Annotated in this window: 17 protein-coding genes; 8 read left to right on the top strand and 9 right to left on the bottom strand. The window is 70.2% G+C overall.

Going from position 1 to position 24,096, the window contains the following annotated elements:
- The first annotated feature begins 6 nt into the window (after window positions 1-6).
- The 3 genes from ABZ848_RS38330 to ABZ848_RS38320 all read left to right on the top strand — a co-directional run bounded on the left by ABZ848_RS38330 (window position 7) and on the right by ABZ848_RS38320 (window position 8,083).
- Window positions 7-2,535, top strand: a complete 2,529-nt coding sequence (locus ABZ848_RS38330) for an ATP-binding cassette domain-containing protein (RefSeq protein ID WP_360839497.1) — start codon at window positions 7-9, stop codon at window positions 2,533-2,535.
- 37 nt (window positions 2,536-2,572) lie between these two features.
- Window positions 2,573-3,772 (top strand): ABC transporter substrate-binding protein, encoded by a 1,200-nt coding sequence (locus tag ABZ848_RS38325; RefSeq protein WP_360839495.1) that lies wholly within the window; start codon window positions 2,573-2,575, stop codon window positions 3,770-3,772.
- Between the two features lie 135 nt (window positions 3,773-3,907).
- Window positions 3,908-8,083 carry a beta-galactosidase gene (locus ABZ848_RS38320; RefSeq protein WP_360839493.1) on the top strand — a complete coding sequence of 1,392 codons (4,176 nt, stop codon included), beginning with the start codon at window positions 3,908-3,910 and terminating at the stop codon, window positions 8,081-8,083.
- Between the two features lie 72 nt (window positions 8,084-8,155).
- On the opposite strand, the gene ABZ848_RS38315 is transcribed toward ABZ848_RS38320, so the two are convergent.
- Window positions 8,156-10,798: an alpha-L-rhamnosidase C-terminal domain-containing protein gene (locus ABZ848_RS38315; RefSeq protein WP_360839491.1), complete on the bottom strand. Its 2,643-nt coding sequence runs from the start codon at window positions 10,796-10,798 to the stop codon at window positions 8,156-8,158.
- Between the two features lie 251 nt (window positions 10,799-11,049).
- Between ABZ848_RS38315 and ABZ848_RS38310 the strand changes: the two genes are divergently transcribed.
- Window positions 11,050-11,925: an alpha/beta hydrolase gene (locus ABZ848_RS38310; RefSeq protein WP_360839489.1), complete on the top strand. Its 876-nt coding sequence runs from the start codon at window positions 11,050-11,052 to the stop codon at window positions 11,923-11,925.
- Complete coding sequence (locus ABZ848_RS38305) at window positions 11,922-12,524, top strand: helix-turn-helix domain-containing protein (RefSeq protein ID WP_360839487.1); 603 nt, start codon at window positions 11,922-11,924, stop codon at window positions 12,522-12,524. The genes ABZ848_RS38310 and ABZ848_RS38305 overlap by 4 nt, the downstream gene beginning before the upstream one ends.
- 3 nt (window positions 12,525-12,527) lie before the next feature.
- Here ABZ848_RS38305 and ABZ848_RS38300 read toward each other — a convergent pair whose 3' ends face one another.
- The 4 genes from ABZ848_RS38300 to ABZ848_RS38285 form a co-directional block, all read right to left on the bottom strand.
- Window positions 12,528-12,887 (bottom strand): metalloregulator ArsR/SmtB family transcription factor, encoded by a 360-nt coding sequence (locus ABZ848_RS38300; RefSeq protein WP_360839485.1) that lies wholly within the window; start codon window positions 12,885-12,887, stop codon window positions 12,528-12,530.
- Window positions 12,888-12,957: 70 nt separating this feature from the next.
- Window positions 12,958-14,193, bottom strand: coding sequence for a class I SAM-dependent methyltransferase (locus ABZ848_RS38295; protein ID WP_360839482.1), 1,236 nt, complete (start codon window positions 14,191-14,193; stop codon window positions 12,958-12,960).
- Between the two features lie 107 nt (window positions 14,194-14,300).
- Complete coding sequence (locus tag ABZ848_RS38290; protein ID WP_360839480.1) at window positions 14,301-15,812, bottom strand: helix-turn-helix transcriptional regulator; 1,512 nt, start codon at window positions 15,810-15,812, stop codon at window positions 14,301-14,303.
- Window positions 15,809-16,120, bottom strand: a complete 312-nt coding sequence (locus ABZ848_RS38285) for a helix-turn-helix transcriptional regulator (RefSeq protein ID WP_360839478.1) — start codon at window positions 16,118-16,120, stop codon at window positions 15,809-15,811. Before ABZ848_RS38285 ends, ABZ848_RS38290 begins: the two co-directional genes overlap by 4 nt.
- A 169-nt stretch (window positions 16,121-16,289) precedes the next feature.
- Here ABZ848_RS38285 and ABZ848_RS38280 point away from each other — a divergent pair, with 169 nt between their 5' ends.
- Window positions 16,290-17,078 carry an SAM-dependent methyltransferase gene (locus ABZ848_RS38280; protein WP_360839477.1) on the top strand — a complete coding sequence of 263 codons (789 nt, stop codon included), beginning with the start codon at window positions 16,290-16,292 and terminating at the stop codon, window positions 17,076-17,078.
- Between the two features lie 52 nt (window positions 17,079-17,130).
- Here ABZ848_RS38280 and ABZ848_RS38275 read toward each other — a convergent pair whose 3' ends face one another.
- Both ABZ848_RS38275 and ABZ848_RS38270 read right to left on the bottom strand, forming a co-directional pair.
- Window positions 17,131-18,117 (bottom strand): L,D-transpeptidase, encoded by a 987-nt coding sequence (locus ABZ848_RS38275; RefSeq protein WP_360839475.1) that lies wholly within the window; start codon window positions 18,115-18,117, stop codon window positions 17,131-17,133.
- A gap of 798 nt (window positions 18,118-18,915) precedes the next feature.
- Window positions 18,916-19,980 carry a YihY/virulence factor BrkB family protein gene (locus ABZ848_RS38270; protein WP_360839474.1) on the bottom strand — a complete coding sequence of 355 codons (1,065 nt, stop codon included), beginning with the start codon at window positions 19,978-19,980 and terminating at the stop codon, window positions 18,916-18,918.
- Between the two features lie 138 nt (window positions 19,981-20,118).
- Between ABZ848_RS38270 and ABZ848_RS38265 the strand changes: the two genes are divergently transcribed.
- Window positions 20,119-20,622: a GIY-YIG nuclease family protein gene (locus tag ABZ848_RS38265; protein ID WP_360839473.1), complete on the top strand. Its 504-nt coding sequence runs from the start codon at window positions 20,119-20,121 to the stop codon at window positions 20,620-20,622.
- Here the strand turns inward: ABZ848_RS38265 and ABZ848_RS38260 are convergent.
- A complete protein-coding gene (locus tag ABZ848_RS38260) occupies window positions 20,583-21,347 on the bottom strand; it encodes an IclR family transcriptional regulator (RefSeq protein WP_360839663.1) in 765 nt (254 codons plus the stop codon). The two genes, ABZ848_RS38265 and ABZ848_RS38260, sit on opposite strands and share 40 nt — an antisense overlap.
- A 191-nt stretch (window positions 21,348-21,538) precedes the next feature.
- Window positions 21,539-22,159 (bottom strand): TetR/AcrR family transcriptional regulator, encoded by a 621-nt coding sequence (locus ABZ848_RS38255; RefSeq protein ID WP_360839472.1) that lies wholly within the window; start codon window positions 22,157-22,159, stop codon window positions 21,539-21,541.
- A 285-nt stretch (window positions 22,160-22,444) separates the two neighbouring features.
- Between ABZ848_RS38255 and ABZ848_RS38250 the strand changes: the two genes are divergently transcribed.
- A complete protein-coding gene (locus tag ABZ848_RS38250) occupies window positions 22,445-24,064 on the top strand; it encodes a GMC oxidoreductase (RefSeq protein WP_360839471.1) in 1,620 nt (539 codons plus the stop codon).
- Window positions 24,065-24,096 lie beyond the last annotated feature (32 nt).

The following is a 24,096-nucleotide window of genomic DNA, read 5'->3' as shown; positions in this document are numbered from 1 at the left end:
GCATCCATGGTCTTCAACCGTTCCCTGCTGGCGAGGGCCGCCCTGGGCCCGGCGGCCGGCGCGGTGCTCATGGTGTTCATGGCCTCGGGCGCCATCCCCGCGTACCAGATGTACTCGGTGGGGCTCGCGGCCGTGTACGCGATCGTCGTGCTGTCGGTCGGCCTGCTCGCCGGCTGGTCCGGCATCTGGTCGGTGGGCCACCCCGCGTTCTTCGCCATCGGCGCCTACTTCGCGGCGTACGGCAGCGGCCACGACTGGCCCCTGGAAGTGGTGATCCTCGGCGCCGTCGCCACCGGCGCGGCGCTGGGTGCCTTCCTCGGATACGCGGGCGCCCGGTTCTCGGTGCTCTACATCGCCCTGCTGACCCTCGCCTTCACGATGGTGACCCTGGAACTGATCAACCGCTGGAGCAGCGTCACCGGTGGCGACCAGGGCGTGCCGGTCCTCCAGCTGCGCAGTGGACTGGGTCTGGGCACGGTCCTGGGTGGCAGTACCGAGGCGCAGTACCTCGCGGTCGGCGCCGCGGCCGTCGTCCTCGCGCTCGCCGTGCCCGCCGCGGCTTCGGGGCTGCGGATGCGGCTGGTGGCCGCCAAGTCGCATCCGCTGGCCGCTCGTACGATCGGGATCGCGCCGGAGGCCCAGTCCTCGCTGTCGTTCGCGGTGAGCGGGGCGTGCACGTGCTTCGCGGGTGTACTGCTCGGGCTGCTCACCGGGTTCGTCAGCCCGGACCCCTTCTCGCTGAACTTCGGCATCTCGCTGATCGCGGCCTGCGTGCTCGGCGGGGTCGGCACGATCGTCGGCGCGGTGGCCGGCGGGATCTACCTCACCTGGAACCCGTCGCTCTCTTCCGCGGTCGGACTGCCGCAGCCGGTCGTGCAGGGCATCGTCCTCATCGCCGTACTGCTGTTCCTGCCCGGTGGGGTCGTACCGTTCCTCGCCAAACCGGCGCGCGCACTCTTGCGGCGCGTGTTGCGACGGCCACCCGCCGACGTCCCGCCGCATGCCGAAGCGCCGGCGGATTTCCAGCCGAGCAGGTCCCTGGCACCGGTCGGCGGGCCTGTGCTGCTGAACCTGGAGCATGTGTCCGTCTCGTACGGCGGCCTCAAAGCCCTGGAGGACGCCTCCCTGACGCTTCGTCAGAACGAGATCCTTGCCGTCATCGGGCCCAACGGGGCTGGGAAGACAACCCTGTTGAACGCCCTGTCGGGGCTGACCGGCAACGGGCGGGTGAGCGGGACCGCCGACTTCGCCGGCCGGCCTCTGCTCAGGGCCAGGGCGACCGGGCGGCGGCGGATGGGCATCGGCCGCACGTTCCAGCACGCGGAGGTCTTCTCCGAACTCACCGTCGCGGAGAACGTGTTGTGCACCCGCCGCCGGATCACGCCCCGGCACCGGGCCGAGGTCGCGCGGCTGCTGCACTCGGTCGGCCTGGCGGACGTCGCCGATCGCCGCCCCGCGGAGCTTCCGTTCGGTCTGCAGAAGCGCCTCGACCTGGCCCGTGCGATGGCCGAGGAGCCCCAACTCCTGGTTCTGGACGAGCCGTTCGGCGGCCTCGACGCGGGCGAACGGGCCCTGCTGGCCGGGCACATCCGGCGGCTGCACGCCGACGGCACCGCCGTCGTCGTCATCGACCACGTCCTCGACGATCTGTTCTCCGTCGCCCACCGGGTGCTCGCGTTCGACTTCGGCCGCACGATCGGCGAGGGCACCCCGGATACCGTTCTGCAGGACCCCAAGGTGCGGTCGTCCTACCTGGGCAGCGTCGAGGGCCGGACCCGGCCGCCCGAGCACAAGGGCGAGCGGAGCATGGTCCGGCTGCACGGTGTCGGTCACACGTACGGCGGTGTGGTCGCCCTGCGCGACGTCGACCTCGACGTCCGCCAGGGGGTCGTGCTGGGCATCGCCGGCGCCAACGGAGCGGGCAAGAGCACCCTGGCCGGCATCCTGCACGGCTCCCTCGACCCGACCCACGGCAACCGCGAGACCGCCGGGGCCCTGCGCACCAGCCTCGCGCCGGAGGGGCGGGCCCTGTTCAAGACGCTGTCGCTGCGCGAGAACCTCGAAGTCGCCGCCTACGCGGCCGGCATCACCGGCGCCCCGCTGCGCGCGCGGATGGACGAGACCGTTCAGTGGCTGCCGTCCCGGCTGCGCGACCGCATGTCCGCACCGGCCGGCGGCCTGTCCGGCGGGGAACAGCAGATGCTCGCCATCGCCCGGGCCCTGATCGTGAGCCCGGACGTCCTGATCGTCGACGAACCGGCGCTGGGCCTGGCCCCCGCCCTGGTCGACGAGGTGTACGACCGGCTGTCCGGGCTGGCCCGCGACGGCCTCACGGTCGTCCTGCTCGAACAGCTCCTCAGCCGGGCCCTGTCCGTGTGCCACGAGGTGGCCGTGCTGCACGAGGGCGTCGTCGCGGTCCACGGGCGTCCGGGCGACCCGGCGTTCGAGGCGCTGGCGGAAGCGGCCTACTTCAACGGCGGCCCGGCCGTCGCCCCCGACACCGCGGCCACCGCCCAGACCTCCCAGGTGAACTGAAATCCCGTTGCGAACGAGGTAAACCATGTTCCGAACCATGAGAAGGTACCGCCGCGCCGCGGGATCGATGGCCGTCCTGGCCGCGGTGGCGCTCACCGCCAACGCGTGCGCCGGCCAGGACTCCGCAGGATCCGCCGGAGGCAGCTCGTCGGAGATCCACATCGGCGCCTGGCTCCCGCTCACCGGCGCCACCGCCACGTACGGTGTGGGCGAAAAGGCGGGCGCCGACGCCTACTTCAAGATGGTCAACGCGCAGGGCGGCATCAACGGCCGCAAGATCAAGTGGACGGTCAAGGACAACGCGGCCGACCCGCAGCAGACCGTGCAGATCGCCCGTGAACTGGTCGGCCAGGACAAGGTCGTCGCCATCGTCAACGCCAACGGCACCTCGCAGGCGGAGGCGTCCTTCCCGTTCGTCCTCAACCAGTCCAAGGTGCCGGTCCTCAACGAGGTCGGCGGCGCCGAGAACTGGTACAAGCCGCCGCGCCCCGGCCTGTTCGGCACGCAGACCCTGTACGAGGACCAGGCCGCGGCCGTCGCCTCCTGGGCGGTGCAGGACGGCGCGAAGAAGATCCTCGTCGTGCACAGCGACCCGGCCGCCTTCGTGAACGTGGCCAAGCAGGTGGAGCCCGTCGCGAAGAAGGTGAACCCGTCGGTCCAGGTGGACCGGCTGGCGGTCAAGTACCAGACCACCGACTACACGCCGGTGATCAGCAAGGTGAAGGCCGACAAGCCCGACGCCGTCATCGTGATCCTCACCTCCCCCGAGGCGGCGGCCTACCTGAAGGAGGCCAAGCTCCAGGGGCTTTCCCTGCCCACCTACGCGTACGCTCCCGTGGCCGCCGAGTCGACGATCGCGCTGGCCAAGGACGCGGCCGAGGGCCTCAAGGCCGTACAGCTGGTGAAGGCGCCTACGGACCCGGACCCCGCGGTGAAGGAGTTCCGGACCGCGATGGCCAAGTACGAGCCCGGTCAGGACGCCGGCTTCCTCGCCCTGTGGGGCTGGAGCAACGCGAAGGTGTTCGCCGAGATCGCCAAGACCATCAAGGGCCCCGTCACCTCCCAGTCCCTCATCGCCGCGTACCAGAAGGCGGGCTCCGTGGATCCCGGGGTCTCCCCCGTGATGAAGTTCAGCGCGAGCGACCATCTAGGTACCCGCAGTGTGCAGCGCGTGGTCGTGAAGAAGGGCGTGTGGACATCGGTCGGCGACTTCTACACTCCGCCGGTCCGCGACTGAACGCCCTCTCGTCTTCTGTCACTTCACTTCAAACCGCGCCCTCCCACCCCATTGTGTCGAGCCTTGCGCAGCTTTACTGTTCGACTTTGCCTGAGTCTGTTCGATCCTGATTGCTCAGGCGACAGGGAGGCCGCGGTGCGAAGTGATCGGATCGATTCACAGGCTGCGAGACCCGTCCGGCGTCGGTGGTGGAAGGCGGTTCTGTCGACGGCCGCGACCATCGCCCTCGCCGGGGGAATGGCCGCGCCCGCCGCGGCGCGGGACGTCGGCGGCCAGGCACCCGCCGCCGTGTCCGGCTCAACTGCCCAGGCACACACGGTGAGTTTCGACGGCTACTCGTTCCTCGTCGACGGCAAGCGCACCTACCTGTGGTCCGGCGAGTTCCACTACTTCCGGCTCCCGAGCCCGGACCTGTGGCGGGACATCTTCCAGAAGATGAAGGCCGCAGGCTTCAACTCCACGTCGCTGTACTTCGACTGGGGCTACCACTCGCCGAAGCCGGGGGTGTACGACTTCACCGGCGTGCGTGACGTCGACAAGCTGCTCGACATGGCCGAGGAGGCGGGGCTCTACGTCATCGCGCGCCCGGCTCCGTACATCAACGCGGAGGTCGACAGCGGCGGCCTGCCCGGCTGGCTGACGACCAAGGCCGGGAACAACCGCAGTGACGACCCGCAGTTCCTGAAGTACGCCGACGAGTGGCTGACGCAGATCGACCGGATCATCGCCCGCCACCAACTCACCAACGGCACCGGGTCGGTGATCGCCTACCAGGTCGAGAACGAGTACTACAACGGCTCGGTCGCGGGCCACTCGTACATGAAGCACCTGGAGGACAAGGCCCGCGCCGACGGCATCACCGTACCGCTGACCGGCAACAACAACGGCACCTTCAACTCCGGTACCGGCGCCCTGGACATCGACGGCCCGGACTCCTACCCGCAGGGCTTCGACTGCTCCAACCCCACGAAGTGGAACGGCGTCCCCGACATCAGCTACGACCACCCGGCCGGAAGGCCGCTGTACTCGCCGGAGTTCCAGGGCGGCGCCTTCGACCCGTGGGGCGGGCCGGGCTACGACAAGTGCGCCCAGCTGATCAACGACCAGTTCGCCAACGTGTTCTACAAGCAGAACATAGCCGTCGGTGCCACCGCGCAGAGCTTCTACATGACGTACGGCGGCACCAACTGGGGCTGGCTGGGCATGCCCCAGAACTACACGTCGTACGACTACGGGGCGGCGATCCGAGAGACCCGCCAGCTCGATCCGAAGTACTACGAGGACAAGCTGATCGGGTACTTCACGCAGGCGGTCGCCCCGCTGACCAAGACCGACGCGATCCGGTCCACGCCACCGGACGACTCCGCGGTCGTCGACACCGCCCGCATGAACCCGGACACCAAAACGCAGTTCCACGTCCTGCGGCACGGCAACTCCACGTCCACGGCGGTCGACAAGACACACATCGCGCTGGACTTCAACGCCCAGCCCGTCACGGACGCCAGCTACACCTGGGACGATCCCGACTCCGCGCTGCAGTACAGCGGTTCGTGGTCGCACGTGGCCAACACCAGCTATACGGGCGGGGATTACAAGCACACCGAGTCGTTCTCCAACAAGGCCGGCGACTCGCTCACCGTGCCCTTCGACGGCACGGCGATCCGCTGGATCGGCTCGAAGACGAACAACCATGGTTACGCCGACGTGTACCTGGACGGCGACAAGGTGGCCACGGTCGACGACTCCGGCTCCGAGAACCAGGCGGTGCTCTTCCAGAGGACCGGCCTGGCTGCCGGATCCCACACGCTGAAGATCGTCGTCACGGGGAGCCACGGCTCGGGGTCCACGGACAACTACGTGGCCATCGACGCGATCGACGTGCCGACGGGTACCGCGGCCGAGGAGCCGACCTACCCGGTCGTGCCGCAAGAGCCCGGCACCGCGATCACGCTCGACGGGCGCGACTCGCACGTGATCGTGGCCAACTATCCGCTCGGGGACTCGCAGTTGCAGTACTCGACGTCGGAGATCATGACCGACGCGACCATCGCCGACCGCGACGTCGCCGTCCTGTACGGCGATGCGGGCAGCGACGGCGAGACCGTCCTGCGGTACTCCTCCGAGCCCACCGTGACCACCAGCGGCGGCGCCGTCACGACCACCTGGGACGCGGCGACCGGCGACCTGCGCCTCAACTACACGCACAAGGGCCTGATCCGCGTCAGCGTCACCGGCGGCGGAAAGCGCCCGCTGCTCCTGCTCGTCGGGGACAGGGCGACGGCGGAGACCTTCTGGCGCCAGGACACGGCGAGCGGTCCGGTACTCGTGCGCGGCACCCACCTGCTGCGGACGGCGACCAGTCGGGACGACGGCGGCACCGTGGCGCTCACCGGCGACAACGCCGACGACAAGAACATCGAGATGTTCACCTCCGCCCGCCACGTCACCTGGAACGGACGGGCGGTGAAGACGCAGACCACCGACACGGGAAGCCTCACCGGAAACATCCCGGTGGCCGCCGCGGTGCATCTTCCGGCGCTGACGAACTGGAAGCACGCCGAGGAGTCCCCCGAGGCGGCCCCCGGCTTCGACGACACCAGCTGGCAGGTGGCCGACAAGACCACCACCAACAGCGTCTCCGGCATCAACAAACTCCCGGTCCTCTACGCGGACGACTACGGCTTCCACACCGGCAACACCTGGTACCGCGGCCGCTTCCGCGCCACCGGCAAGGAGACCGGCGTCCACCTGGTCTCGGACTCCGGCGGCGGCGCGCAGGCGTTCTCCGCCTGGCTCAACGGCACCTTCCTGGGCAGCTCCACCACGGGCAGCGCCGACTTCACCTTCCCGGACGGCGCGGTGAAGTCGAAGGGCGACAACGTCCTGTCCGTGCTCACCGTGAACATGGGGCATGAGGAGGACTACAACTCCACCAACGGCAACAAGGCCGCACGCGGTCTGACCAGTGCCTCCCTCGTCGGGGCCCCGCTGACCTCCGTCACCTGGCGGGTGCAGGGCGTGCGAGGCGGCGAGGACCTCCTGGACACCGTGCGCGGCCCGCTCTCGACGGGCGGCCTGTACGGCGAGCGGGCCGGCTGGTCTCTGCCGGGCTACCCGGACGACACCTGGAAGAAGGTGTCCCTGCCGGCGACCGACTCCCGCCCCGGTTTCTCCTGGTACCGCACCGACGCCGAGCTGGACCTGCCGCGCGGCCAGGACACCTCGCTCGGTCTGACCTTCACCGACGACCCGTCACGCAAGTACCGGGCCACGATCTTCGTCAACGGCTGGCAGGTCGGCAACTACGTCAACTACCTCGGCCCGCAGCACACGTTCCCCGTCCCCAACGGCGTCCTCGATCCGAACGGCCACAACAGCATCGCCATCGCCGTGTGGAACCTGGACGGCAGCACCGGCGGCCTCGGCAAGGTCTCGTTCACCGACTACGGCAGCTACGCCTCCTCCCTGCGCGTCGCACAGAACGACAGTCCGCGCTACGACGCCCGCACGTACGCGATGCCGAAGCGCCCGGGAGCGGAGGTCACCCTGGACGTGCCGGACACCGCCCAGCCCGAACAGGCCTTCACGGCACGGGCGACGGTGCAGGTGCCCGAGGACCGGCCGGCAGCCTCCCAGCTCAAGGCCGCCCTCTCGGCGCCCGACGGCTGGAGCGTGAGCGCCACGAGCCCCACCTCCGTCGACCGGCTGCGGCCGGGGCAGTCGGCCACCTTCAGCTGGAAGGTCCAGCCACCGGCCGGGACGCTGCCCTCCGCCTCGGCACTCACCGCCACGGTCGACTACCGGCAGAGCGGACGGCAGGCCACCGGCTCCGACGAGCGGATCGTCGGCGGCATCCCACCGGCCCCGCCGAGCGGGAAGAGCGCGGTGAGCGACCTGCCGTTCCTGTCCTCCACCAACGGGTGGGGCCCGGTGGAACGCGACACCAGCGTCGGCGAACAGGCGGCCGGCGACGGTCGCCCCATCACGATCGCCGGTGTCGGCTACGCCAAGGGCCTGGGCACCAACTCGGTCAGCGACGTCGAGCTCTACCTCGCCGGAAGCTGCACGCGGTTGACGGCGGACGTCGGTGTCGACGACGAGACCGGCGGCGCGGGAACGGTCACGTTCTCCGTGATCGCCGACGGCAAGACCCTGGTGACCACCCCGACGATCCGCGGAAAGCAGGCCGCCGTGCCGATCGACGTCGACGTCAGCGGCGCCCAGGTCGTCGACCTGAAGGTCGGTGACGCCGGGGACGGCAACGGCAACGATCACGGCGACTGGGGGACGCCGACGCTCACGTGCGGCTAGCCGTGCATCCATAACTGGCCTGCGGCGGAAGGGCTTTGCTCTTCCCCCGCAGGCGTTCACGACGGCCGAGCGTCAACCGGTCTGACGGGCCGTGAAGTCGTGCGTACCCGGGGACAGTTCGGAGATCGTCACGCGGCCGTCGACGATCCCGACGGTCTCGTCCCTGCCACGGCGTCCGTCCCACACCTGGCGGCTCCCGGCCCGCACGGTCAGGTGGCGGCCGTCCCCCGGCACGGCGATCGTCCCCCGTGTGCCGTGGGGGACGACGACGGTGAGGTGGAAGGTCCGCTCGGAGTTCTCCCAGGCGACACACAACGGGCCGTGCGGGGTGGGGAGTTGGCCCTGCGCCCAGGACACGTCGCCGGGCTGCGGGCGTACCTCCCAGGTGGCGTAGCCGGGCGAGGTCGGGCGGGCACCCAGCAGGTGGTGCGTGAGTGCGGGCAGGACGCCCGTGGACCAGCCGTGCGCCATGCTCGTATAGGCGTCCTCGTACAGGGATCCGTTCGGGCCGATCCCCTCCCAGTTCGTGATGCCGGGGTCGTGGGTGTCCATCCAGCCGTAGGTGCGCCGGATCTGGTCCAGCGCCGAGTCGGCGCGCCCGGCCTCGAAACGGGCCACGATCTCCGGGTACGAGGTGAAGGCGTACACGCGCTGCGAGGCACCGTCGAAGAGCGTGTCGTTGTCCATGAACGCGTTGCCGTACGGGCGGCGGGTCGTGGCGTCGAGGTGGGCCAGGGCCGATGCCGCGCGGTCGGCGTCGGCGATGCCCGCGGTGACGGCGAGGGCGTTGCCGTCCTGGGCGTGGCGGGCCGGGCCGGTGCCGGAGTCGAGGTAGGCGCCGGCGGCGTCATCCCACAGGTGTGCGTTGACGGCGTCCTTCACGGTGGCGGCCCGTGCCGTCCAGCGGTCGGCGTCGGCCTCGTGTCCCAGCAGGCGGGCCAGCCGGGCGGCGTCCTTGAGGGCCTGGACGTACAGGACGTTGTAGTAGGTGATGCGTCCGGTGCGCGGCAGGAAGGCGTAGTCGCCGTACCCACCGGTGTTGTTGAGGCCCTTGCTCAGCAGGCCCGCGTCGTCGGTGACGCTCGGGTACCAGACGTCGAGGACCTTCAGCAACTGGGGATAGTAGCGGGCGGCGTAGGTGCGGTCGCCGGTGTAGAGCACGTAGTCCCAGCTACAGGTGACCCACCACAGCGGATAGTCGAACAGGGCGAGGGTGTACGAGGCGATCGACGCCGGTGGGATCCAGCCGTCGGTGCGCTGGTGTTCGGCGAGGTCGGCCAGGACGTTGCGGGCGGCGGCCGCGGCGTCGTCGTGGGTGAGGTACAGGGTGGGTGCCGAGACGGCCAGATCGCCGACGTAGGGATCGCGGTCGCGTTTCGCTCCGTCGTGCAGGACGAGCTTGCCCTCCAGCGATGCGCTCCAGGCATTGCGCGGGTCGACGTCGTCCTGGCGGAAGGTGTCGGTGACCAGTTCGTTGGTGTAGGCGGCTCCGTACCAGTAGCGGTTGAGGTCGTCGTCCGAGCACAGGAACCAGCCGCGGTAGGTGGCGGGCGTGCCCAGGTAGGCGGTGAAGTCCAGGCTGACGGCGTCGATTTCGACCGTCCCCCAGGGCTGGGCGGCGGGTGCGTCGGAGGCCAGGGCGTCAAGGGTGATGCGCAGATAGCGGAAGCCGTGCAGGCCGTCGGCGAAGACCTTGTCGCCGCTCTGGAAGCCCTTGCGGTCGCTCCAGTCGGCGCCCTGGGCCGGGACGGCGAACTGGTCGCAGCCCTGGCCGGCGCCGCCGGCCTGGTCGGAGCGGGTGAAGTCGGAGCGGTCGGTGAGGAACTGGCGGGTCTCGGAGAAGGCCAGGCGTACGCCCGGTGAGTTGTCCGAGGCGGAGGTGAAGCGGATGCGCGGGTATCCCACGACGACCTTGCCGAAGTCGATCGTGACGCTGGGAGCCACGACCGGTTCGACCGGCTCGGGCCACACCTCGTTGATCCGGGTGAAGGCGCCGCGCGGGGTGTCCTGGACCGCGGTCACGGTGATGCGGACCTGGTTCGTCGACACGGGTGCGGCGAAGGGGACCGCGCGCTGGATGACATCGTTGTCGGAGACCGTCGCGGCGGTCTGCCAGCCGCCGTTCGACCAGACGTCGACCGTGAAGTCGGTCGGTACGCCGTCGCTGTTGGAGATCACCGTGATCCCGGAGAGCTCCTGCGCCTCGGGCAGGGTGATGGTCAGGGTGTCGGGGAAGGCGCCTAGCGTGTCGTCGTTCCAGAAGGTGTCCGGATCGCCGTCGACGGCGTTGGCGGCGTCGTAGGTGCGCGGCTGCCCGTCGTTGCCGTTGTTGCCTGCGTGCGTCGAGGAGGCCTGGGCGGTGGTGCCCTGCGGCCAGCGGGGCGCGGGGGTCGGCTGCGGGCGGCGCAGGACGGTTCTGGCACCGCCGGGTTTCAGCAGGGCGTCGGGGTTGCTGACGTCGCCGGCCGAGGCGAGGACGCGCTGGGGTCGCACCGTGCGGGACGCGGGTCCCTGCACGTAGCGCTGCCAGCCCGTGCCGAGGCGTGGCGCGCCGCCGTTTGCCGTCGCGTCCGCACCCGTGGTTGCTACGGCCGGCGTGGCTGCCAAGGTGCCTGCGGTCAGGGCGGCGGCTCCCGCTCCGACTCCGGCCGCGAGGACCGTGCGGCGGCCGGGGCCGGGTTGGCCGGTGCTTGGCGTCGTGCTGCTGGAAGTCATGGCACCTCGTCCCTCGAAGGCGATTTGAAACGATTCAATACGCTGGGGCAGGGAGACGGTATCCCAAGACCTTGACTGCGTACAGACACCGCGCAGCGCCTCCACAGGGGCCCGCGGGGCGGACGGGACCTCCGCGCCGACCACCGCTGGAAATCCGCGCCCATCCCTCTTTACGTACATCCGGGATGGATGTTTTCTGGAACTCAGCCCCTGAATCCAGCCCCCTAACCGGTCCTCAAGGGGAGGTCGACATGGCGCACAGCGAAGACCTGGGAGTCGTCCGCACGGTGCAGTTGCCGCAGGGGGTGATCGCCTACCGGGAACGCGGCGACGGACCGCCCGTGCTGTTCGTGCACGGGCTGCTGGTCAACGCCGACCTGTGGCGGCACGTGGTGCCGGCCGTCGCGGGCGCCGGGTTCCGCTGCCTGGCCCCGGACTGGCCGCTGGGCTCCCACGAGCACCCCATGAACCCGGAGGCGGACCTGAGCCCGCCCGCTCTCGCCGCGCTCGTCGCCGACTTCCTCGCCGCCCTCGACCTGACCGACGTCACGGTGGTTGCCAACGACACCGGCGGGGCGCTGGTCCAGATCATGATGGCCCGTCATCCCGAGCGGATCGGCCGCGTGGTGCTCGCCGGCTGCGACAGTCTGGAGCGGTTCTTCCCACCCCAGTTCGCCTACCTGCCCGTGCTGGCCCGGCTGCCGGGATCGGGGTGGCTGATCGCCCAGTTCCTGCGGCCACGGGTGCTGCACCGGCTGCCGTTCACGTTCGGTCTGCTGTCCAGGGTGCCGATCCCCGCCGAGGTCATGGACTCCTATCTGCGGCCCGCGCGCAGGCATGCTGGTGTGCGCCGCGACCTGCGCCGCTTCCTCACGGGCGTGCACCGCCGGCACACCCTGGCCGCGGCCGAGTCGTTCCCCGCCTTCGACCGGCCGGTCCTGCTGGCCTGGGCCGAGGACGACCGGCTCTTCCCGCTCTCACTGGCCTACCGGCTCAACGCCCTGCTCCCCCACGCCCGGCTCGCCCCCGTCGCGGACTCCCGCACGTTCCTGCCCGAGGACCAGCCCGCCGTCCTCGCCGACCTCATCGCCGCCTTCGCCCAGACCCCCGCCCCCGAGCACCGATGACCGAGCGGCGACGCCAGCGGGACCGCACCCGGGCCACCCGTCAGGCGCTGATCACCACGGCCCGGCGGCTGTTCGCGCAGCGCGGGTTCGCCGCCGTACCGGCCGAGGAGATCGTCGCCGAGGCGGGTCTGACCCGTGGTGCGCTGCGCCACCAGTTCGGCGACAAACGTGAGTTGTTCCGCGCGGTGTTCGAGGAGCAGGAGCGCGACATCACCGACCGCGTCGCCGCCGCGCTCGCCGACGCCGACGGGTCCTGGAGCGCCGCCACCGAGGGTCTGTCCGCGTTCCTGGACGCCTGCGAGGACCCCGAGGTGATCCGCATCGCGCTGACCGACGCCCCCGCTGTCCTCGGCTGGGCCGAGTGGCGCGCGATCGAGGCCCGGCACGGGCTGGGCCTGGTCATCGCCGGGCTCGACCAGGCCATGGCCGAGGGCATTCTCGTACGACAGCCCGCAGACGTCGTCGGCCACCTCGTGCTCAGCGCGGCGATCGAGGCCGCGCTGCTCATCGCCCAGGCACCCGACCCCCGCGCCGCGCGGGCCGAGGCCGAACAGGCTCTCCTCGCCCTGCTCGGCGGACTGCGGACACCGACGAATTGACCGTCATACGCCGGCTGACGGCGCCGTCACCTCTTGTTGCGTGGCCTGAAGGTCGGCGAGGAGTTCGGCCTGGCCCGCCAGGACGCCCGAGAGGATGGTGCGGGCGACGCGCAGCAGTTCGGCGACGTAGGGGCTGGTCAGCGAGTAGTAGACGGTCGAGCCCTCCTTGCGGGTCACCACCAGGTTCGCCCGCCGCAGGACCGCGAGCTGCTGGGAGAGATGGGCGGGTTCGATCCCGACCTCGGGCAGCATCTCGGAGACCGCGTGCTCGCGCTCGCTCAGCAGCTCCAGGACGCGGATACGGGCCGGGTGACCGAGCGTCTTGAAGAACTCGGCCTTCAGTTGGTACAGCGGCGTACTCAATGTGCGTCGCCTCCTCGACCTCAGGAATTGCCAATGTTAGCAATTCCTGAGGTGGCGCCCAGGGGACCTGTCAGCGCAGGCCTGCCAGGAACTCCACGAGTCTGCGCAGGCGGGACGGCCGGGGGCCGGGGTCGGCGGTGCGTTCGGCGACGAGGTGGTAGGCCTGCAGCGCGTTGACCTTGAAGGCGTGGGTGCCGCCCCAGAGGAAGAGCCGGAAGGCCCGGTACGTCTCCTCGCCCCATCGCGCGACGATGTCGTCCCGGGCTGCGTCGAGGCGCTTCGCCCATTCCAGCATCGTCAGCTCGTAGTCGCGGGTCTCCCGGGTCACGTCCAGGACCTCGAAGCCGTGGTAGAGCATCTCCCCCATGACGTCCTGGAGCGTCATGTAGGTGTGCCGGCCGCCCCAGATGTAGTCGCGGGTGAACGAACTCACCGAGAACTTCTGGATGGACGCGGAGCCGTCGAGATACAGCCGCCCGCCGGGCTTGATCACGTCCCAGGCCCTGGCGGCGAATCTGCGGTAGTCCGGGAGGTGTTCGATCACGCCGTAGATGACGGCGTGGTCGTACGGCTCAGCCGGGCGATGGGTGAGGAAGTCCTCCAGCAGGACCTCGCCGGGCAGGTCCTTGTCGGCGATCAGTCCCCGTATGTGGTGCGCGGAGTCGTCCGCGAGCGTCAGCGTGGTGACGTGCACGCCGCGTTCGCCGCAGTACTGGGTGACACCACCCCAGCCTCCGCCGATGTCGAGCAGCCTGTCCCCCGGCTTCAGGTCCAGTGCGGCGAACATGGTCTCCAGCTTGTGCTCGGACGCTTCCTCGATCGTCTCGCCTGGGTGCTGGAAGAGGCCCTGCGAGTAGAAGCGGTACCGCCTGTCGATGAACGTGAGGTAGAAGTCGTCGCCACGGCTGTAGTGCGCCGAGACGGCCTGCTTGTTCATCTTGAGGGGCGAGCGCACGAAGTCGTACAGGAACCGCAGCCGCTGACGCATCGGCACCTGTTCCCGCAGCCCCGCGCGGACGTCGAACACCGCGCCCAGGTCTCCTTCGACATCGATGTCGCCCGCCACGAAGGCCCGGCCGATAGCCATCTCCGTCAGGGGTGTGCGCAGCGCGCTCTCCGAGCGGAACACCACCCGATACCGAGGCTCGCCCGCGCCGACCGGAACCACTGCGCCCGAGGGCAGCTCCATCTCTCCCGGCAGATCGGCAGCGGCCAGCAGGGCCGCAAGGCCGGTCCGGGGCAGCAGCCCGGCCGCGCCCGTGACGCGACCGTCGGCATCCGGCCTCGTACCCGTGTCTCTGGCCATCGGGACCTCGCTCCCAGGTTCAGCACCGCGAGCACGGCGCTATAAACGACCACTCCTTGGGCGCGATCTTGAGGGCCGACCCGAAACGCCGTCAAGAGACTGCCGGGCTACGGGCCGACGTGGTAGACGTCCTTGACCTTCACCTCGGTGACGCCGCGGCCCTCGGGGAACACCTTGCGCCAGTCGCCGATGACATGGAGTTCGTCGGTGCCCATCGCGCGGACGACCGTCAGGCCCTCGTCGTACGCGCGATGGGCCTTCCACCAGAGGTTGGCGAAGGCCTGGCTGCGGATGAGGTGCATCCAGTCGGTTCGGTACAGCTCGCGGTTGTAGTTCGACTCGCCGAGCGTGGAGACGAACTTCGAGTACATCGCCTTGACGTACTCCAGCGTCACCTCGTCGTCCTCGGCGATCGCCCGGTCCCGGGCGTCCTTGAGAGCGACGCGGAACTTCTCCAGCAGGCCCTCGGTGGCGCCGGAGGTCCAGGACTCGTGGATCTCCGGCGGGTCGCACAGGCCGTGCTTCGGGCCGGAGACGCGCAGCAGGAGGCGCAGGGTCGACTCGGTCACCCACAGCGGGCCCGGCTCGTCCCGGCTGCCGATCGGGTTGGGCAGGTAGGCGTCGTGGTCCCAGTCGGGCGGGGTGATCAGGTGGACGCCGGCGCGGCGCGGGTTGTGGTGGTTGCCGGTGGAGTGCTCGAGCTGGCCGAGCGGCAGATGGGTCTTCAGCGCGCTGAGATACGCGCCGTTGACGTCGAGCGCGGTGATCTCGTGTTCGCCGGGCGGCAGTTCGGGCCGCGCCCACTTGGGGCGGGCCTCCCAGATCTGGTCGGCGCCGCGGGCGGACTGCTTGCGCAGGACGTCGGGCAGCCACGGGTGGGCGACCACGTCGTAGCGGCCGCCCTTGCGGGTGTGGTCCAGCAGCACCATCGCGTCCGGGATCGCCCGCTTCACCAGCGCGGTGGTCGCCCTGTCCACGTCTCCGGAGTGCTCGGCGAGCGCGGCCGCGACCGCGGTGGCGATCAGGTCCGGATCGTCGGCGGGCTTCATCCGGCGGCCGACGGGCACGACCCTGACGCCGCGTCCTTCCTGCCCCGGTCGGCCGGTGGGCTGCGTGCGCCCAGGTGACGTATGTGGAGCGGGCTTCTCCGGCGAGGAAACCTCATGCGCGGGTGCCGCTACCTCGCACTCGGCGGGGTCCAGGTGCTGGGGGAATCCGGCGACCTGGTGGCGAGCGGGCTGACCGCACAGCACGCACGGTTGGGGGGTGGCGAGGACGTCGACGTCGTCGTCCTGACCGGCTGTCTGCTCGGCATCCGCGCGGGGTTCGTCCTCCGGTTCCTCGTCCAGGGCTTCGTCGGCCGTGTCCGATGCCTCGGCGGCCAGTTTGGTCCTCGCGCCCTCGAGGAAGTAGGCGTACTTCTCCCGCACTTCGCCGCTGGGGTCTCGTCCCGACTCCCAGCCCCCGACCGTGGACGGGCTGACGCCCAGGGCCTGGGCGAGCTGCGCGCGCGAGAGGTTCAGTTCCTCGCGCAGGGTGCGCCGCTCCTCGGCCGATGGCAGCGGCACCTCCTTCTTCGCGCCGGCGAGCAGCGCGTCGATCGCGCCGAAGTCCGTCATGACGTACGCCCCTCGGTGGCAGCGGAACGGTGAGGGCCGGCCTGGCGGCCGAGGGCGCGGCGGCGCGCGGCGGGCAGCGCCTCCGCGGCCCGGGTGGGGCCGGCGAACAGGTCGAGGACGTCGATGCCGTAGTGCGCGGCAACCGCCTCGCAGTCGGCCAGACTCCAGCCGGCGGCACCGGACTGACGGCGGCTCACCTGGGCCTGGCTCACGCCCAGGACGGCGGCGAGTTCGGTCTGCGACTCGCCGGCCGCGTGCAGGAGTGCCGCCACCGCCGATCGCACTCGGTCCTCAAGGCTCATACCCATGAAGGGGAAGCTATCACTTTTACCTCATGAAATATGCGTATTGCGCAACCCCTGGCGATCGCGCGGACCGAGCGCTTCAACTCCCGTTCCCTGCAGGCCACATAGCTCACCCGCGTACGATGATCGAGTACTCGGCCCGCCCACATTTCACCCGCGTGATGGAGCTGCAATGACGTCCGACCCACAGCCGTCCGTGCGCATCGACACCAGCAAGGCGCATCCCGCGCGGGTCTACGACTGGCTGCTGGGCGGCAAGGACAACTACCCCGTCGACGAAGCCGTGGGAGTGCTGCTGCCGTCCGAGGCGAGGGATGCGGCGCGGCAGAACCGGCAGTTCATGCACCGGGCGGCGGCCTGGCTCGCCGGGCAGGGCGTGGACCAGTTCCTGGACATCGGCACCGGGATTCCGACCGAGCCCAATCTCCACCAGATCGTGCAGGACGTCATGCCGACGGCGAAGGTCGTCTACGCCGACAACGATCCGATCGTCCTGCGGCACGCCGAGGCGCTGCTGGTCAGCCGCCCCGAGGGGGTCACCGACTACATCGAGGCCGACGTACGCCGGCCCGACGGCATCGTCGAGCACGCGCGGCACATCCTGGACTTCGACCGGCCCATCGCGCTGTCGCTCATCGCGCTGATGCACTTCATCACCGACGAGCAGGGGGCCGGGGACATCGTCCGCGATCTGGTCGCCACGCTGCCGTCGGGCAGCTATCTGGTGCTCTCGCACGCGGCTTCCGACCTGTTTCCGGAACTCGCCGAACAGGTCACCGCCCAGTACGCCAAGGGCGGTATCCAGCTCGCGTTCCGTACCCGGCCGGAGGTCGAGCGCTTCTTCGACGGTCTGGAGCTCGTCCCGCCGGGCCTGGTCACCGCGACCGAGTGGACGACTCCCGACCTGCCCGCCGACCCGGAGGGCAGCGGCATCTACGCGGGAGTGGCGCGCATCGCCTGAACCTCAACCCGCCGCCCCCGCGAGAGCGTCCCGCGGGGGCATGCGAACGGCGTTACAGCGTCGCGGTCGTCTGCTCCCCGGACGCGCTGCCCGTGAGCCACTGGTCCCAGTCCAGGTTGAAGTCGGCGTAGCCGTTGTCGGCCGGGGCCTTGCCTCGAGGGGAGCCGGTGATGGTGACGGGGTCGCCCTGCTTGACCTGGCCGTAGAACCACTTCGCGTCCGACATCGACAGGTGGACGCAACCGTGCGAGCCTCGGGCGCTGCCGCTGCCCGGGTTGGGGTCGCCGGTCGAGTAGTGGACGTACGTGCCGGACTGCGTCAGGTGGACGTCCCAGGGCAGCGTGAGGTCGTAGTAGTTGGCGCTGCCCTTGTCGCAGCTGATGCCGACGCTGCAGGAGGTCATGTGGACCTTCTCCTGCTTGTCGATGACGGCCATCGTGCCGTCCCACGTCGGGTACTCGGCGCTGCCCGCGTTGATGGACAAGGTGCGCACCAGCGTGCCGTTCTTGGTCACCTTCATGGTGTGGTTGGTGACGGAGACGTCCGCGCGGACGTCGTCACCGACCTTGAAGGTGTGCGTGTAACCGTGCACGCCGTAGCGGCCGTTGCCGTTGCTGACGCCGGTCATGTCGGCGTCGATCTTCACCGTCGTACCGGCGGGCCAGTACGTCTTCGGCCGCCAGTCGGCGCGCCGGTCGCCCATCCAGTGCCAGGCGCCCTCCACCGGCTGCGAGGCGCTGACCTTCATGTGCTTCTCGACCGTGGCGCGCGCCTTGGCCGCCACCGGGTTCGTGAAGACCACCGAGATCGGCATGGCCACGCCGACCGTGGTTCCCGACTGCGGCATGATCGTGTCCAGCAGCATCGGCGGGCCCGCGGGCTTCGTCGGTGACGGCGAGGCGCTCGCGCTCGCCTTGCCCGACGCCTTCGCGTCCGCCCCGCTCGCCTGGTCGCCGCTGCCGCCGCCGCAGGCACTCACGCCCATCAGCGTCGCGACCGTGACGAGTGCGATTCCTATGCCACCCCTGCGCCGTCCCACGACCCGACCCGCTCTCTCGCTCCCGACCCCTGTAGGGTCCGCCTCCTTGTCAGACAGAGATCCCCCGGGTCGCAGTTCCATGCAGCACACAGATGTTTAGTGATCCACATCACTCGCACTTGCCGTGTCCCCCCATCCTGGTCAGTTCTTTGCCGCGCCGACGGCGTAGGTGCTCACATAGGCGAGCCGGCCGGTCAGCCGCACGATGGGGAGATCGGTGGTACGCCTCTTCTCCGTCATCGTGATCCGGGCGGCGGGCCCACGCAGATGGGCTTCGTGTCCACCGGGTCCGCATCGCAGTACTCACGCTTCTTGAGCATGTACCAGACACCCAGTCCCGCCTCGATCCGCTCCCCGGGCCGTGCGACCCGTACGGGGGAACGGTCGTCGTGGCTCGGCGCGTGGGACACGGGCGGGCGGATCCCGGTGACCGTGGCGGCAGCGTGGCGAGCGCGACGGACAGTTCGGACCTGATGTCGTGGTTCTCGTCCCCGGACTCGCTTCGGGGGTCGGGCAGTTGAGGGGTCAGGAAGTGTACGACCCGTCGTTTCCGCTGCCGGGTGATGTTGTTGTTGATCAGGGCGCGTCGGACGTACTGGTCAGGTGCGTCCAACGTACGTATGTGATGCCAGCGCAGACAGATCTTGGCCAGCGTGGCCTGGACGAGGTCCTCCGCACGCGTCTCTTCGAGAGGCGCTCGGCGCTGGGCTGGTCATGACACGCACTCCTCCGTGTAACACCACGCACTCGCGGATCGGGGTGCAGGCACCGGCTGAACAGATGCGGGTCGGCAGCGGGCTAGACGTCGTCCAGGCGGCGGAGGTCGGACTCGTCCCACGAGCGGGTGTCGCGGGGCTGGGTGTAGGGCTCGGCCTGCGGCGGATGTCCGCCGGCGATGGCCCGCTGCCGGACGCTCTCCGCGTCGAACTCCAGGCCCAGGAGGACCGCGAGGTTGCTGATCCACAGCCAGACGAGGAAGACGACGGCTCCGGCCATGGTGCCGTAGGTCTTGTTGTAGGTCGCGAATTGAGCCACGTAGAACGCGAAGCCCGCGGAGGCGGCGAGCCAGATCACCAGGGCCAGCAGGCTGCCCGGGGTGATCCAACGGAAGCCCTTCACCTTGGCGTTGGGCGTGGCCCAGTACAGGATCGCCAGCATCACCGTCACCAGCAGCACGAGGACCGGCCACTTGGCGATCGCCCAGACCGTCAGCGCGGTGTCGCCGATCCCGAGCGCCTGCCCGGCATGACGGGCGAGCCCGCCGGTGAAGACCACGATCAGCGCGCTGATCACCGCCAGCACCATGAGTACGACGGTCACCCCGAGCCGTACCGGAAGGATCTTCCAGACCGGCCGTCCCTCCGGCATGTCGTAGACGGCGTTGGCGGCACGGATGAAGGCGGCGACGTACCCGGACGACGACCACACCGCGACCACGATGCCCACCAGGGCCATCACGGAGCCGGTCCCGGCGCTGTTCTGCAGCTGTTCCACGGCCCGTGTGACGATGTCGCGCACCGGACCGGGGGCGAGCTGCCTGAGGTTGGACAGCACCTTGTCGGTGGCCGACTTGCCGGCGACCCCGAGAAGGGAGACCAGCACCAGCAGGGCCGGGAACAGGGAGAGCACTCCGTAGTACGTCAGCGCCGCGGCCCGGTCGGCGAGCTCGTCGTCCCTGAACTCCTTGAAGGTGCCTTTGAGTACGGCGGCCCGGGCCCCCTTCGGCAGTTTCGTCGGCGTGTCGGGCGCGGCCCGCTCGACCTCCTCGTCCGGCCCGGCCTCCTGCGGAGCCGGCACCCGGGTGTCCGGGTGGTCGTCGCGGGCGTTCTGGGGCTTCCGACTCGGAAGATGCAGCTTCGCCATGGCCGCCGGGTATCCCGCCGGCGCGAGCTCAACCCGGTGCGTCCCGGCCGTCACGTGAGGCCGGGGCATTGTCAGACCCGCGTGAGAGCGTGAGGACGTAGCGTCCTGCGAGTGCGGCGGAGGCGAGGAGGCGCCGGCATGACCCGCATCGACACGCAGTTCCTGCGCGCCCTCTTCGACGAGGAGGGCAGCCTGCACACCGCGGGCCGGACCGCCCTGTACCGGCTCTACGGCCCCGAGGGGCTGCTCTACGTCGGGATCTCGGTCAGTCCGCTCACGCGCGTGCGGACACACCTCAGGGAGCAGGCGTGGGCAGCCCACGTCATAGGGGTCCGGATCGACTACCCCGACGATCCCGAAGCGGCCGAGCGGGAGACGATATGGGCCGAGCATCCCAAGTACAACGTGGTCTTCAACGGCTCACTCCCTCCCCCGCCGCCGGACCGCGCACAGCGGCTACGAGTCCAACTCGCCCACGCCCGGCAGCAGTTGGAGGGGCTGGAGAGCGCGGTGCCCGAGTCGTCGGTCCATCTGCGGCTGATCATGCGCGGGATCGACGCCAAACGGGCGAGGATCGCGAAGCTGGTCGAGGAACTCGCGGCTCAGCCCGGCAGCAACGGCCGGATCGCTTCAGGGGGTTGAGGGCGCGCCGTGCCGAAGAGTTCCTCGGACACCGACCGCACCGCGCCGACCACCAGCGGTGCGATCCGTTCCACCGCGGAATCACCCGCGCCCACCGCCGAGATCGCCGCCACCGGTCCGTCCGGGCCGCGGATGGCGAGGCCGACGCAGGCGATGTCCGGGAAGCACTCGCCGCGGTCGACGGCCAGGCCGTTGCGGCGGCGGATGATGCCGAACTCCCGGTGCAGGGCGTCCAGACGGCCGATGCTCTGCGGGGTACGGCGCTCGATGACCTGGGCGTACCGGGCGTCGATCTCCTCGGGGCTGAGCCACGCGAGCATCGCCTTGCCCAGTCCCGTGCAGTGGGCGATCGCCCGGCCGCCGACCCGCGACGGGATGTCGACCGCGGCCCGGCCGCCGATCTTGTCGAGATAGTAGATCTCGGGGTCGTCCAGCACGGCCAGGTGGACCACCATCTTGGTACGCACGGCCAGTTCGAGGAGCTGGGGTGCGGCGGCGGCGCGCAGTGTGCTGTGCGCGATCTCCCGCCCGCCGAGGCCCAGTGCGCGCGGGCCGAGGAGGTAGCCGGAGACGGTGTGGTGCAGCCAGTCGAGCCGGACCAGCTGGTCGAGTATCCGGTGGGCGGTGGACCGGGGCAGGCCCGTGCAGCGGGAGACCGTTTCGAGCGTCAGCCTGGTCTGCGGGTGCTCGAAGAGGTCCATGATCAGCGTTACTCGTTCCATCATCGACGGGGGCAGCGGGTGCTGTTCCACGTCGATTCCCGGGGCAGGGCGAAGGGCAGACGTCATCGTCGGTGCCTCCCTGGTGAAACTGAAATGTATTTCAGTTTGGCGCCGGTGCCAAAGTACCAACGCCGCGGTCCGCAGACCAAGAGGCATGCAGGATCGGTTTGTTGAAGGCGTGCGGGAGGCCGTGTTCAGCCTGTGGCGTACGGCGCCAGGATCAGTCGTACGGCCAACCGCAGGTCCGCTTCCACCCGTTGGACCGAGATCTCCTCGGTCTGGGCCGCCACGAACAGGCCCCACCAGCAGTAGATGAGAAGCCGTACCGTGCTGCGGTCCTCTTCGCCGGGTTCGTGGACTCCGAGCAGTTGCAAGACCGTGCGTCCCAGGTAGCTTCCGGCGATGTCGTAGCGGGTCGGGGTGGTGCCGGCGTACTCGGTGAAGGAGGACATCGCCACCGCGGAGGCCAGCAGGGGGCTGTCCAGGAGTTTCACGGTAAGGGCGATGAGGGTGTCGCCCACGTCCTGCGCCGGGTCCGCCGTGCCGCTGTCGGCGGGGGTTTCGTCGTGCCCTTCCAGGAACGTCTCGATGTGCCATTCGAGGACCGCGGTGAACAGGTGGGTCTTGGACGGGAAGTAGCGGTACAGCGTGGCGATCGCGACGCCCGCCTCCTTGGCCACGTCCAGCATCTGCACCCCGGCGAGGCCGTCCCGCGCGGCCAGTTCGCCGGCGGCGCGGAGGATGGCCACCCTGCGGGCCTGCTGGCGGCGCGACACCGGTGCGGCGGGCTGTCGCGGTTCAGCGGTCCTCGGCACACCGTCCCCCTGGTCGTCGGGTTCTCCCCACGTTAGCCCAAGCGGGGGCCGATCCCGGTCAGCGGGATGAGGTGGGCGGCCGTGCGTGGTGGGGCGTTCAATCACGGGGGTGACTTCGGGTGAGCGCGATCCGCGTGCGCCCGGAGGGAATCGAGAGGTCGGCCGTGAAGCACGGCGTTCGTCGGCCGGGCCGTGCGGGTTCCCGCGGTGTCCGCCGCCGGGGAGCCCCCCTTCCTGTCGCAGTCGCGACATTCCCCGATCAGTCCGCCCCAACGGGAGTCCCCCATGTCCCGTAATTCCGCTCATTCCCCGTCCCCTTCCGGCATCAGCCGCCGTCGTCTGCTCGGCGCGTCCGCGGCCGTCGGCGCCGTCGCGCTCGGCGGTGCCGGTACCGCCCGGGCCTCCACCACCGCGACCGTCCGGGCCGACATGACCGAACTGCGGGCCCGTGCCGTGGTCGTGGGCACCGGCTTCGGCGGCGGTGTGACCGCCCTCCGGCTGGCGCAGGCCGGGGTGAAGACCCTGGTCCTGGAGCGCGGCCGGCGCTGGGTCACCGGCCCGAACGCGACCACGTTCTGCCGCTTCGCCAACATGGACAACCGCTCGGCGTGGCTGACCGACCACTCGATCGTCGGCGGCGTCGACAAGACCTGGACGCCCTACACCGGCGTCATCGAGGCCGTCGAGGGCAACGGGATGACCGCCAACGTCGGCGCGGCCGTCGGCGGCGGCTCGATCACGTACCACGGGATGACGCTGCAGCCGACGAAGGCGAACTTCGCCCGCTCCATCCCGCTCGCCGCGGACTTCTACGACTACCTGGACAAGGTGTCGTACCCGACCGTCTCCCGGATGCTGGGCATCTCCCCCGTCCCCGACGACCTGCTCGCCTCCGATCCCTACAAGTCCTCGCGGCTGTTCCGGGACGTGCTGCCCAAGGTGGGCCTGACCCCGTTCAAGGTGCCGCTGCCCATCGGCTGGGAGTACGCCCGCGGCGAGCTGGCCGGCCGCTACGAGCCGACGTACACCACCAGCGACGTGGCCTTCGGGGTGAACAACGGCGGGAAGCACTCGATCGACGTCACCTATCTCGCGCGGGCCGAGTCGACCGGTCTGGTGGAGGTGGCACCCCTGCACGTCGTACGGGATCTCGCGCTGGACGCGAACAAGAAGTGGGTGCTGTCCGTCGACCGCATCGACACCGGCGGCGCGGTCCAGGAGAGGATCAGCGTGACCGCCGACGCGGTGTTCCTCAACGCGGGCTCGCCCGGCACCACCCGGCTGCTGGTCAAGTCCCGCGCCAAAGGGCTGGTCCCGGATCTGCCGGACGCGGTCGGCACGAAGTGGGGCAACAACGGCGACCGGATCTGGGCCTGGCTCAACCCGAACGGGGACGCCGGCACCCAGCAGGGCGGCCCTGCCTGCATCGGCGCCACCGACTCCGGCAGCCCGATCCCGTACACCATCGTGCACGCGGGTTCGCCCGCGCCTGTCTCGGGCGCCACCCTGCTGACCGTCGTCGGGTACGGCATCGTCGACGGCGCCGGCACCTGGGCGTACGACGCCGACAAGGACGACGCCGTGCTGACCTGGCCGTCCACGGCGGACGCGGCGCTCCAGGCCCTGATCACGGCCCGGATGGAGGCCGTCGCGGCGGCCGGGGGCGGTCTCATGCTCGACACCAACGCCACCGCGCCCTCCACCTGGCACTCGCTGGGCGGCGTGCCGATGGGCGGGGCGGTGGACCTCTACGGCCGCGTCCTCGGGCACAAGGGCCTCTACGTCCTCGACGGCGCCCGCATCCCCGGCTCCACGGGCGCCTGCAACCCGTCGTACACGATCGCGGCGCTCGCCGAGCACAGCATGGAGACGATCGTCCGCAAGGACCTCGGCACCGTCTTCTGACGGTCCGCCCGGACGGACACGCCGGCGGACCC

It is taken from the genome of Streptomyces sp. NPDC047081 (assembly GCF_040643775.1).
Lineage (GTDB): Bacteria > Actinomycetota > Actinomycetes > Streptomycetales > Streptomycetaceae > Streptomyces.
The sequence above is the reverse complement of the archived record's forward strand: the minus strand, read 5'-3'. Positions and strand labels throughout refer to the sequence as shown.